7 protein-coding genes and 1 pseudogene are annotated in these 12,687 nt (G+C 59.9%); 6 read left to right on the forward strand and 2 right to left on the reverse strand.

Annotated elements, in window-relative coordinates; all coding sequences use genetic code 11:
* The first annotated feature begins 9 nt into the window (after positions 1-9).
* The 4 genes from IEQ42_RS06325 (at position 10) to hemE (ending at position 9,255) form a co-directional block, all read left to right on the forward strand.
* Positions 10-1,602 carry an AAA family ATPase gene (locus IEQ42_RS06325; RefSeq protein WP_210702924.1) on the forward strand — a complete coding sequence of 531 codons (1,593 nt, stop codon included), beginning with the start codon at positions 10-12 and terminating at the stop codon, positions 1,600-1,602.
* Between the two features lie 350 nt (positions 1,603-1,952).
* On the forward strand, positions 1,953-6,398 hold the full coding sequence (gltB, locus tag IEQ42_RS06330) for a glutamate synthase large subunit (protein ID WP_210702925.1): 4,446 nt from the start codon (positions 1,953-1,955) through the stop codon (positions 6,396-6,398).
* 123 nt (positions 6,399-6,521) lie between these two features.
* Positions 6,522-7,940, forward strand: coding sequence for an FAD-dependent oxidoreductase (locus tag IEQ42_RS06335; RefSeq protein WP_042557272.1), 1,419 nt, complete (start codon positions 6,522-6,524; stop codon positions 7,938-7,940).
* A gap of 247 nt (positions 7,941-8,187) precedes the next feature.
* Positions 8,188-9,255, forward strand: coding sequence for a uroporphyrinogen decarboxylase (gene hemE / locus IEQ42_RS06340; RefSeq protein WP_007909440.1), 1,068 nt, complete (start codon positions 8,188-8,190; stop codon positions 9,253-9,255).
* A gap of 177 nt (positions 9,256-9,432) precedes the next feature.
* On the opposite strand, the gene IEQ42_RS06345 is transcribed toward hemE, so the two are convergent.
* Complete coding sequence (locus tag IEQ42_RS06345; RefSeq protein ID WP_210702926.1) at positions 9,433-10,704, reverse strand: MFS transporter; 1,272 nt, start codon at positions 10,702-10,704, stop codon at positions 9,433-9,435.
* Positions 10,705-10,822: 118 nt separating this feature from the next.
* On the opposite strand from IEQ42_RS06345, the gene IEQ42_RS06350 reads away from it, so the two are divergent.
* Together IEQ42_RS06350 and IEQ42_RS06355 are read left to right on the forward strand one after the other, a co-directional pair.
* Positions 10,823-11,716, forward strand: a complete 894-nt coding sequence (locus tag IEQ42_RS06350; RefSeq protein ID WP_210702927.1) for a LysR family transcriptional regulator — start codon at positions 10,823-10,825, stop codon at positions 11,714-11,716.
* A 69-nt stretch (positions 11,717-11,785) separates the two neighbouring features.
* Positions 11,786-12,229 carry a DUF2846 domain-containing protein gene (locus tag IEQ42_RS06355; protein ID WP_210702928.1) on the forward strand — a complete coding sequence of 148 codons (444 nt, stop codon included), beginning with the start codon at positions 11,786-11,788 and terminating at the stop codon, positions 12,227-12,229.
* A 42-nt stretch (positions 12,230-12,271) separates the two neighbouring features.
* Here IEQ42_RS06355 and IEQ42_RS06360 read toward each other — a convergent pair.
* Positions 12,272-12,460 (reverse strand): annotated as a pseudogene (locus IEQ42_RS06360) (excinuclease); the annotation flags it as partial.
* Positions 12,461-12,687 lie beyond the last annotated feature (227 nt).

The raw sequence follows: 12,687 nt of genomic DNA on the forward strand, positions 1-12,687 counted from the left end.
AAGATTCCGATGACTAGTTTGCATGCCGACGAGGCGTTCCTCGGCCATTTCCAGTTAAGCCACGACCCCTTCGCGCCGCGCGTTCCGGGCTTCAAATTCTTTCCGGCCCAGCGCAAACCGGTGCTCGGCCAACTGCATCACCTGGCGCGTTACAGCCAGTTGCTGCTGGCGGTCACTGGCCCGCAGGGCAGTGGCAAGACTTTGCTGCGCCAGGCGCTGGTCGCCAGCACCAACAAGCAATCGGTACAAAGCGTTGTGGTTTCCGCGCGGGGTGCCGGCGATGCCGCTGGCGTACTGCGTCAGGTGGCGCAGGCGCTGAACGTGGCTCAGGCCGAAGTCGGCGCGATTCTGGATCAGGTGGTGCAGTTGGCACTGACCGGCCAGGAAGTCTATTTGCTGGTGGATGACGCCGAGCAGCTCGACGAATCCGCCCTGGAAGCGCTGATGGCACTGGGTGCCGGCGCGCCGGAAGGTCGCCCGCATGTGTTCCTGTTCGGTGAGTCGTCTCTGATCGCTCAGCTTGAGGCTTTGCACCTCGAAGAAGAGCGCTTCCACGTCATCGAATTGCAGCCTTACACCGAAGAAGAGACGCGCGAGTATCTCGACCAACGGCTCGAAGGTGCGGGCCGGGGTGTCGAACTTTTCACCGCGGATCAGATCTCTGATATTCACGAAAGCTCCGAGGGTTGGCCTGGCAACATCAACCAGGTCGCTCGCGATGCACTGATCGAAGTCATGATAGCCAGCCGCTCTGCGGTCAAGCGTCCAAGTATGGGGTTCAACATGCCGAAGAAACACGTATTGGCGATTTCCGCCGTCGTTGTGGTCGCGGTCGCCGCCGCCTGGCTGATGCCGGGTCGCAACAAGGCGCCAACCACCGGCGCACCCGCCAACGAACAGGCACAACTGCCATTGGGCCAGGGCGCAGCCAATGGCGGCGCGCCGAACGTCGAATTCGCCGGTAATACGCAGCCGATGCCGTTGCCGCTGGTTGGCAACTCGCAACCGGTCATGCGCGGCCCGCTGGCCGAAGCTGCTGGCGGTATCACCGAGGGCGACGACGGTGTGCCACTGGAAGGCTCCAGCGACACGCCGCCAACCGTGACCACTTCGGCGCCTCCTGCGGGCGTTCCGGCCGGTCCGGCACCAACCCCGGCTCCAGCGCCAGCTGCCAATCCGGCGCCTGCCCCGACACAAATCGCCACCGCCAAGCCTGCTCCGGCGGCGCCAGCGGCCAAACCTGCTCCAGCGCCAGCCAAACCCGTTGCCGCCGCCAAACCCGCCGAGAAGCCGGTTACCGTGGCCAAAGCCGCTGGTGGCAGCTGGTACGCCGGGCAGCCGACGAGCAACTACGTGGTGCAGATCCTCGGCACCAGCTCCGAGACGGCCGCGCAAAGCTTCGTCAAGGAGCAGGGCGGCGAGTACCGTTATTTCAAGAAAGTCCTCAACGGCAAGCCTCTTTACGTGGTCACCTATGGCAACTTCGCCAATCGTGATGCGGCTGTTTCTGCCATCAAGGCCTTGCCAGCGAAGGTTCAGGCTGGTAAACCTTGGCCTCGCACTGTCGCCAGCGTCCAACAGGAACTGGCAACAACTCGCTGAAGATTCGGCGGCCTTACCCAGGCCGCCTCTCCAAGCACCTCAAAATTTCTACGAGTGCGCGCCGCCTTCACAGGTCGCGTGCCTTGTGGTGTCTGCGTCACAGTAGTCTTTGAGTCGTTGCAGTCAAAATTAAAAAAGTTTTGACTAGCACAGCAGATCGCTTTAAACCTTTCACAAATGCGACATGAATTTGCGACAGTTCGTCGTCAAATTTGTGAGCCTCTGTGTCGCTGTGTACAATGACCACCCTTTTGCCCCCGCTAAGCCGGCGTACGTTCGGCGCGGATCGCAAGTGGTTGAATTGAAAAGAAATTTGCCTCGAAAAGAGGCAGCCTGGTGAGAAAGTGTCTATGAAAGCAGGTCTGTACCAACCAGATGAATTCAAGGATAACTGCGGTTTCGGCCTGATAGCCCATATGCAGGGCGAGCCCAGTCATACCCTTTTGCAAACGGCCATTGAGGCCCTGACCTGCATGACCCACCGCGGTGGGATTAATGCCGACGGCAAGACCGGTGACGGTTGCGGTCTGCTGATTCAAAAGCCCGACGCCTTCCTGCGCGCTATCGCTCAGGAAGCCTTCAGCGTCGAGTTGCCCAAGCAATATGCCGTGGGCATGGTCTTCTTCAACCAGGATTCGGCCAAGGCCGAAGCCGCTCGCGAGAACATGAACCGCGAGATCCTTGCCGAAGGCCTGCAACTGATCGGCTGGCGCAAAGTGCCAATCGATACCAGTGTCCTCGGCCGCCTGGCCCTTGAACGCCTGCCGCAAATCGAGCAGGTGTACATCGGCGGCGAAGGCCTGAGTGATCAGGACATGGCGGTCAAGCTGTTCAGCGCCCGTCGCCGTTCGTCGGTGACCAACGCTGTCGACAGCGACCACTACATCTGCAGCTTTTCGCACAAGACCATCATCTATAAAGGCTTGATGATGCCGGCCGATCTGGCCGCGTTTTATCCGGACCTGAGTGACGAGCGCCTGCAAACCGCGATCTGCGTGTTCCACCAGCGCTTCTCCACCAACACCCTGCCGAAATGGCCGCTGGCTCAGCCATTCCGCTTCCTCGCCCACAACGGCGAGATCAACACCATCACCGGTAACCGTAACTGGGCTCAGGCCCGTCGGACCAAGTTCACCAATGATCTGATGGATCTGGAAGAACTCGGCCCGCTGGTTAACCGTGTCGGTTCCGACTCCTCGAGCATGGACAACATGCTTGAGCTGATGGTCACCGGCGGCATCGACCTGTTTCGTGGCGTGCGGATGATCATTCCGCCTGCGTGGCAGAACGTCGAAACCATGGACCCGGATCTGCGTGCGTTCTACGAGTATAACTCGATGCACATGGAGCCGTGGGACGGCCCGGCCGGCGTGGTCATGACCGATGGTCGCTACGCGGTCTGCCTGCTCGACCGTAACGGTCTGCGCCCGGCGCGCTGGGTTACCACCACCAACGGTTTCATCACCGTTGCTTCGGAAATCGGCGTCTGGAACTACCAGCCCGAAGACGTGATCGCCAAGGGCCGCGTAGGCCCGGGCCAGATCCTGGCCGTGGATACCGAAACCGGGCAGATCCTCGACACCGATGCGATCGACAACCGTCTCAAATCCCGTCATCCGTACAAGCAATGGCTGCGCAAGAATGCCCTGCGCATTCAGGCGACCATGGAAGACAACGACCACGGTTCGGCTTTCTACGACGTCGATCAGCTCAAGCAATACATGAAGATGTATCAGGTCACGTTCGAAGAGCGCGATCAGGTACTGCGTCCGCTTGGCGAGCAAGGCTACGAAGCCGTTGGTTCGATGGGCGACGACACGCCGATGGCCGTGCTGTCCCAGCGCGTGCGCACGCCGTACGACTATTTCCGCCAGCAGTTCGCGCAGGTCACCAACCCGCCGATCGACCCGCTGCGTGAAGCGATCGTGATGTCCCTGGAAATCTGCCTCGGTGCCGAGCGCAACATTTTCCAGGAGTCGCCGGAGCACGCCTCGCGCGTGATCCTCAGCTCGCCGGTCATTTCCCCGGCCAAGTGGCGTTCGCTGATGAACCTTGATCGCCCGGGTTTCGAGCGGCAGGTCATCGACCTCAATTACGAAGAAAGCGTCGGTCTGGAAGCGGCGATCCGCAACGTCGCCGATCAGGCTGAAGAAGCCGTGCGTGCCGGCCGTACCCAGATCGTTCTGAGCGACCGTCATATCGCGCCGGGCAAACTGCCGATCCACGCTTCGCTGGCGACCGGTGCGGTGCACCATCGCCTGACCGAAAAAGGCCTGCGTTGCGATTCCAACATCCTCGTTGAAACCGCTACCGCGCGTGATCCGCATCACTTTGCGGTGCTGATCGGTTTCGGTGCCTCGGCGGTCTATCCGTTCCTGGCTTACGAAGTGCTGGGCGACCTGATCCGTACCGGTGAAGTGCTGGGCGACCTCTACGAGGTGTTCAAGAACTACCGCAAAGGCATCACCAAAGGCCTGCTCAAGATTCTGTCGAAGATGGGCATCTCGACCATCGCTTCATACCGTGGTGCGCAGTTGTTCGAGGCCATTGGCCTGTCCGAAGAAGTGTGCGACCTGAGCTTCCGTGGCGTGCCGAGCCGCATCAAGGGTGCGCGTTTCGTCGACATCGAGGCCGAGCAGAAAGCCCTCGCTGCCGAAGCCTGGAGCCCGCGCAAGCCGATCCAGCAGGGCGGTCTGCTGAAGTTCGTCCACGGTGGCGAATATCACGCGTACAACCCGGACGTGGTCAACACCCTGCAAGCCGCTGTGCAGCAGGGCGACTACGCCAAGTTCAAGGAATACACCTCGCTGGTGGACAACCGTCCGGTGTCGATGATTCGCGACCTGCTCAAGGTCAAGACCCTCGACACGCCGTTGGACATCAGTGAAATCGAACCGCTGGAATCGGTGCTCAAGCGCTTCGACTCTGCCGGTATCTCGCTGGGCGCTCTGTCGCCGGAAGCTCACGAAGCCCTGGCCGAAGCCATGAACCGCCTTGGTGCGCGTTCCAACTCCGGCGAAGGCGGCGAAGACCCGGCGCGTTACGGCACCATCAAGAGCTCGAAAATCAAGCAGGTCGCGACTGGCCGTTTCGGCGTGACGCCGGAATACCTGGTCAACGCCGAAGTGCTGCAGATCAAGGTCGCCCAAGGCGCCAAGCCGGGCGAGGGTGGGCAGCTCCCGGGCGGCAAGGTCAACGGGCTGATCGCCAAGCTGCGTTATGCAGTGCCGGGCGTGACGCTGATTTCGCCACCGCCGCACCACGACATTTATTCCATCGAAGATTTGTCGCAACTGATTTTCGACCTCAAGCAGGTCAACCCGAAGGCGCTGGTCTCGGTGAAACTGGTCGCTGAAGCTGGCGTCGGCACCATCGCCGCCGGTGTGGCCAAGGCCTACGCGGACTTGATCACCATTTCCGGCTACGACGGTGGCACCGGTGCTTCGCCGCTGACCTCGATCAAGTACGCGGGCGCACCGTGGGAACTCGGCCTGGCCGAAACCCACCAGACTCTGCGCGGCAACGACCTGCGCGGCAAAGTCCGGGTGCAGACTGACGGCGGCCTGAAAACCGGCCTCGACGTGATCAAGGCAGCGATCCTAGGCGCCGAAAGCTTCGGCTTCGGCACCGCGCCAATGATCGCGCTGGGCTGCAAATACCTGCGCATCTGCCATCTGAACAACTGCGCCACCGGCGTTGCCACTCAGAACGAGAAGCTGCGCAAGGATCACTACATCGGCACCGTCGACATGGTGGTGAATTTCTTCACCTACGTCGCCGAAGAAACCCGTGAGTGGCTGGCCAAGCTGGGCGTGCGCTCCCTCGAAGAGCTGATCGGTCGCACCGATCTGCTGGACATCCTCGAAGGCCAGACCGCCAAGCAAAATCACCTGGATCTGACTCCGCTGCTGGGCAGCGATCACATCCCGGCGGACAAGCCGCAGTTCTGCCAGGTTGAGCGCAACCCGCCCTTCGATCAGGGCCTGCTGGCCGAGAAAATGGTCGATCTGGCGACGTCGGCGATCAACGACCTCAGCGGCGCCGAGTTCGAACTGGACATCTGCAACTGCGACCGTTCGATCGGTGCGCGGATCTCCGGCGAAATCGCCCGCAAGCACGGCAACCAAGGCATGGCCAAGGCGCCGATCACCTTCCGCTTCAAAGGGACGGCCGGTCAGAGCTTCGGCGTGTGGAACGCCGGCGGTCTGAACATGTACCTGGAAGGCGACGCCAACGACTACGTCGGCAAAGGCATGACCGGTGGCAAGCTGACCATCGTGCCGCCCAAGGGCAGCGTTTATAAGACTCAGAACAGCGCCATAATCGGCAACACCTGCCTGTACGGCGCCACTGGCGGCAAGCTGTTCGCCGCTGGCACCGCAGGCGAGCGTTTCGCCGTGCGCAACTCCGGTGCCCACACGGTTGTAGAAGGCACTGGCGATCACTGCTGCGAGTACATGACCGGTGGTTTTGTCTGCGTGTTGGGCAAGACCGGTTACAACTTCGGCTCTGGCATGACCGGTGGTTTCGCCTACGTGCTCGACCAGGACAACAGCTTCGTTGACCGGGTCAATCACGAACTGGTGGAAATTCAGCGGATCAGCGGTGAGGCGATGGAATCCTATCGCAGCCACCTGCAAAACGTGCTGAACGAGTACGTCGCGGAAACCGACAGCGAGTGGGGTCGTGAACTCGCCGAAAACCTCGATGACTACTTGCGCCGTTTCTGGCTGGTCAAACCGAAAGCGGCGAGCCTGAAATCTCTGCTCTCCAGTACTCGTGCGAGTCCGCAATAACGGCGCACCTGCAAGCGGCAAGTTACAAGCCGCAAGTTAACAGCAGTGCGCGATGTGCCTGCAGAGTGATTTTCCTGCAGCTTGAAGCTAGTAGCTTGAAGCTGCTGTTATGAGGTTTTGAAGATGGCCGAACGTCTCAGTAACGACTTTCAATTCATCGATGTCGGGCGCAAAGATCCGAAGAAGAAACTGTTGCGTCAACGCAAGAAAGAGTTCGTCGAGATCTACGAACCGTTCAAACCCCAGCAGTCGGCCGATCAGGCCCACCGCTGCCTGGGTTGCGGCAACCCGTACTGCGAATGGAAGTGCCCGGTGCACAACTTCATTCCCAACTGGCTGAAGCTGGTGGCCGAGGGCAACATCCTTCAGGCCGCCGAGCTGTCGCACCAGACCAACACCCTGCCGGAAGTCTGCGGCAGGGTTTGCCCTCAGGATCGTCTGTGCGAGGGTGCCTGCACCCTTAACGACGGGTTCGGTGCAGTGACCATCGGTTCGGTCGAGAAGTACATCACCGACACCGCGTTCGCCATGGGCTGGCGCCCGGACATGTCCAAGGTCAAACCGACCGGCAAACGTGTCGCGATCATCGGTGCTGGCCCGGCAGGTCTGGGCTGTGCCGACGTGCTGGTGCGTGGCGGTGTGACCCCGGTGGTGTTCGACAAGAACCCGGAAATCGGTGGTCTGCTGACCTTCGGTATCCCCGAGTTCAAGCTGGAAAAGAGCGTGCTGAGCAATCGTCGCGAAGTCTTCACCGGCATGGGCATCGAGTTCCGGCTCAACACCGAAGTCGGCACTGACGTGACCATGGAACAACTGCTCGCCGAATACGATGCAGTGTTCATGGGCATGGGTACTTACACCTACATGAAGGGCGGTTTCGCCGGTGAGGACCTGCCGGGCGTTTATGACGCGCTGGACTTCCTGATCGCCAACGTCAACCGCAACCTGGGCTTTGAAAAGTCGCCGGAAGATTTCGTCGACATGAAAGGCAAGAAGGTTGTGGTGCTCGGTGGCGGCGACACGGCGATGGACTGCAACCGCACCTCGATCCGCCAGGGAGCCAAGTCGGTAACCTGCGCTTATCGTCGTGACGAAGCGAACATGCCCGGCTCGCGCAAAGAGGTGAAGAACGCCAAGGAAGAAGGCGTGAAATTCCTCTACAACCGCCAGCCGATCGCCATCGTCGGCGAAGACCGGGTCGAAGGCGTGAAAGTGGTCGAGACCCGTCTCGGCGAACCGGACGCCCGTGGCCGTCGCAGCCCCGAGCCGATCCCGGGCTCCGAAGAGATCATCCCGGCCGACGCCGTGGTCATCGCCTTCGGTTTCCGTCCGAGCCCGGCGCCTTGGTTCGGACAGTTCGAAATCCAGACGGATAGCCAGGGCCGCGTAGTTGCGCCTGAGCAAGGTCAGTACAAGCACCAGACCAGCAACCCGAAGATCTTTGCGGGTGGCGACATGGTGCGCGGTTCCGACCTGGTAGTGACGGCAATCTTCGAAGGCCGTAATGCCGCCGAAGGGATCCTTGATTACCTGGGCGTCTAAACCCGTCTAGCTGACTGCAATACAATACCTGTGGGAGCTGGCTTGCCAGCGATAGCATCACCTCGGTCAATCCGGCAAAACGAGGTGTCTGCATCGCTGGCAAGCCAGCTCCCACAGTGTTTTGTGGTGTTACAAAGTCTGCATTCCAACGCAATAAATTGACCCGATAGACAAAAGGCTGACCTGCATCCGTGCCTTTTCCCTCGCGCTCTGAGAAAATGCCCGCACTTTTTTTCCGGATGCCGACATGACTGCCCTGAAGAACGACCGTTTCCTGCGCGCCCTGCTCAAGCAACCCGTAGACGTCACCCCCGTGTGGATGATGCGTCAGGCCGGCCGCTACCTGCCGGAATACCGCGCCAGCCGTGCCCACGCCGGTGACTTCATGAGCCTGTGCATGAATCCGGAGTTCGCTTGCGAAGTCACCATGCAACCGCTCGACCGCTATCCACAACTGGACGCGGCGATCCTGTTTTCCGACATCCTCACCATCCCCGATGCCATGGGCCAGGGTCTGTACTTCGAGACCGGTGAAGGCCCGCGCTTCAAGAAAGTCGTCAGCACCCTGGCCGACATTGAAGCTTTGCCGATTCCTGATCCGCACAAAGACCTTGGCTACGTGATGGACGCGGTGAGCACCATCCGTCGCGAACTGAACGGCCGTGTGCCACTGATCGGTTTCTCCGGCAGCCCGTGGACCCTGGCGACGTACATGGTTGAAGGCGGCTCGTCGAAAGACTTCCGCAAGACCAAGGCGATGCTCTACGACAACCCGCAAGCCATGCACCTGCTGCTGGACAAGTTGGCGCAGTCGGTGACCTCGTACCTCAATGGCCAGATCATGGCTGGCGCGCAAGCGGTGCAGATCTTCGATACCTGGGGCGGCAACCTGTCGGCGGCGGCGTATCAGGAGTTCTCGCTGGCCTACATGAAGAAAATCGTCAGTGGCCTGATCCGCGAAAACGACGGTCGCAAGGTGCCGGTGATCCTGTTCACCAAGAACGGCGGCCTGTGGCTGGAAAGCATTGCCGAGGCTGGCGCCGACGCACTGGGGCTGGACTGGACCTGCGACATCGGCAACGCCCGCGCTCGTGTTGGCGACAAGGTTGCCCTGCAAGGCAACATGGACCCGACCGTGCTTTACGCCAAGCCGGAAGCGATCCGCACCGAAGTCGGGCGCATCCTCGCCAGCTACGGCAAGGGCAGCGGCCACGTGTTCAACCTCGGCCACGGCATTACCCCGGAAGTCGACCCGGAACACGCCGGCGCCTTCCTGCGCGCGGTGCATGAGTTGTCGGCTCAGTATCACGAGTAATCGATACGCAATAAAAAACGCCCGGCCAATGCCGGGCGTTTTTGTATGCCTAATCCACAGTCGGACGCTGATCAAATGTGGGAGCGAGCCTGCTCGCGAATGCGCAGTTTGCGTCAATAAATTTGCTGACTGATCCGCCGCTTTCGCGAGCAGGCTCGCTCCCACACTGGTTTTGGGTCAGGCCTTCACACCACCCAATGGCGGCAACTTCGCCAGCTTCAACGCTATCAACAGCGCCACCAGCAACAGCGCGCCGATAAACAGCCCAATCCCGTTCCACCCACCCAAATGCCAGAACACCCCGCCCGCTGTCCCGGCAATGCTTGACCCGGCGTAATAGCTGAACAGGTACAGCGACGACGCCTGGCCCTTGGCCTTGATCGCCCGCCGGCCGATCCAGCTGCTCGCTACCGAATGCGCGGCGAAGAAGCCGAAGGTGAAAATCAACATGCCGACGATCACCAGCAGCAGCGGTGTAAACATGGTCAACGCGAGACCGGCGAACATCAGCGCGATAGTTGCCCACAACACTTTGCGCCGCCCGAGTTGGTCCGCCAGCGAACCGATTTTCGCCGAACTGTAGATCCCTGACAGGTACACCACCGAGAGCAAACCGACGAACACTTGATCGAGGTTGTACGGTGCAGCCAGCAAGCGATAGCCGATGTAGTTGAACAACGTGACAAACGCGCCCATCAGTACGAACGCTTCAAGAAACAACAGCGGCAGACCGGCATCGCGAAAGTGCATGGTGAAACCGTCAAGCAAGCTGCGCGGATGCAGCGAGCGTGAGCGGAAGTTGCGCGACTCCGGCAGGATCTTCCAGAACACCGCCGCCGCAATCATCGCCAGACCGCCAATCACCAGCATCGCCGTGTGCCAACTGACGAAGTCGATCAACACCCCGGTAATCAGGCGTCCGCTCATCCCGCCAATTGCGTTGCCGCCGATGTACAAACCCATGGCCAGACCGATGTGCTGCGGATGAATTTCTTCGCTCAGATAAGTCATCGCCACCGCCGCCAGGCCGCTCAACGACAAGCCGATCAGCGCGCGCATGATCAGCACGCCGTGCCAGCTCGGCATCATTGCACTGGCCATGGTGCACAGCGCTGCCGCGAACAGCGCGGCAACCATGACCGGTTTACGCCCGACCCGATCGGAAATCGGCCCGGTGATCAGTAAGCCAATGGCGAGCATACCGGTGGCCACCGAAAGAATCAGGCTGCTCTGCGCCGCGTTTATTCCGTACTCATGAGACAGCAACGGCATCATCGGCTGCACGCAATACAGCAGCGCAAACGTCGCGAACCCGCCGCTGAACAGCGCCAGCACCGTGCGCATGAACATCGGTGTGCCTTTTTCGATGTAGATCTCTTGCCGTTCGGAGACGACATCGTCCGCTGCAGGCGGAACCTCATGGGCAAGGGGGGCGGTGGCAGTTTTCACATCGGACCTCGAAGAGCGCAGCCGGGCAGGCAATGAAAAAATCATATAGCTGGCTAATGTTTCTATCCAATATATTGTTCGACCTGTTTGATAGCTTAAACGACCTAATGGGGTTTCCATGGAATTGCGTCACCTGCGCTACTTCATCGCCGTCGCCGAAGAATTGCATTTCGGCCGCGCAGCACAGGTGCTGGGCATCTCCCAGCCACCACTTAGCCAGCAGATTCAGGCGCTCGAGCAAGAGGTCGGTGCACGTCTGTTTGAACGGACCAATCGTCGGGTCGAGCTGAGTGAGGCCGGCAGATTGTTTTTGGAAGAGGCGCGGCTGGTGCTGGCGCAAGTCGACAAAGCGGCGGATGTCGCCCGTCGTGCGCAACTCGGTGAACTCGGGGAACTGAAGATCGGCTTCACCTCATCGGCGCCGTTCAACTCGACCATTCCGCAGGCGATCTTTTCATTTCGCCAGCGGTTTGCGGCGGTGCATCTGCATTTGCGTGAGATGAGTAGCACCCAGGTTGCCGATGCGTTGGTCGACGAATCAATTGAAGTCGGCATCATGCGCCCGCTGGGTTTGCCGGATTCGTTGAGCGTGGTCGAGCTGATGCGTGAACCGCTGGTGGCGGTGCTCAGTTCCAAGCATCCGTTGGCGCAGGGCAGCGAGGAGGGTTTGTTTCTCTCGGCGTTGGCGCCGGAGCCTTTCGTGTTCTTCCCGCGCAGTTATGGCAGCGGTCTCTACGCACAACTGCTCAGCCTGGCGCGCGACGCCGGTTTCAGCCCGCATTTCGCCCAAGAGGCCGGCGAAGCCATGACCATCATCGGTCTGGTGGCAGCGGGGTTGGGCGTGTCGGTGTTGCCGGCGTCCTACCAGCGGATGCGCATCGACGGCGTGGTCTACCGGCCACTGCTCGATCCAGCAGCGGTATCGGCAGTGTGGCTGGTGCAGCGCAAGGACCAGAAATCGCCGATGGCCAAGGCGTTTGTCGAATTGCTTACAAGTAAGGTGAATGATTAAAAAAGGTTGGGCTTTTCCGAGAGTCGGCCGATAGATTCTGGTTGGATCATCAAACTTATGGAGAGACAGATGTTCAAGCAGTTCAGCTTTGCCGCCTTGTTGGTAGTCACCGCGTTGAGCACAGGTTGTGCTTCGGTAAAAATGGCCGACGAGACTCAAGATGCACAGGCCAAAACGTTCCAGGTAACTCCGGACAAGGCCAATATTTATGTTTATCGCAACGAAAGCATGGGCGCAGGCGTGAAAATGCCCGTAGCACTTAATGGCAAACCGGTTGGCGCAACTGTCGCCAAGTCGTATCTGATGCTGTCGGTACCGGCGGGCCAGCAGACTCTCGTGTCTTCGGCAGAAAACGATTCGGAACTGAAACTGTCTGCCGAAGCAGGCAAGAATTACTTCGTCTGGCAGGAAGTGAAAGTCGGCTTCATCAAAGCGCGCAACAGCCTGCAAGTAGTCGATGAAAAGACCGGTCGTAGCGGTGTAAGCGAAAGTAAGCTGATTCAGGCTCAATAAGCTTTCTGGTCACCTCCGCGCTGGGCGTGGAGGTGATATCAATCAAGGCAACCGCACCAAATCCCCCCTCAACGCCACCCGCGTCACGAAGATCCCCGCCCGACACTCGTAAGTATTCAAATCCTTGCGCACACGCTGGTCGTAATAACTGACGATATTGGTCACCGCGTTCGCCCCGACCCGTTTGGCCTCGGCCTGCAACTTGATCAGGTTCGACTGCAACACCCATTCACCTTGCAACAGACGAGTTTTATGCCATTAAAACCGCGGTCAGAAAGGCGCTGGGGCTGTAGTGGCAATCAGGATGGCGCGTTGAAGCCAAATGCCATTCATTGCCAGTGATGCCATTTCAGGCAATACTGCCGGCGTTCCCGAAAGGGGCTTGTGAGACTCTGAGGATCCTGGGTAACCAGCCATCGCAGAGCCAGACAGGTGGCGGGCGATGACAAGCCAACCTG

This window comes from Pseudomonas iridis (assembly GCF_017980685.1).
Lineage (GTDB): Bacteria > Pseudomonadota > Gammaproteobacteria > Pseudomonadales > Pseudomonadaceae > Aquipseudomonas > Aquipseudomonas iridis.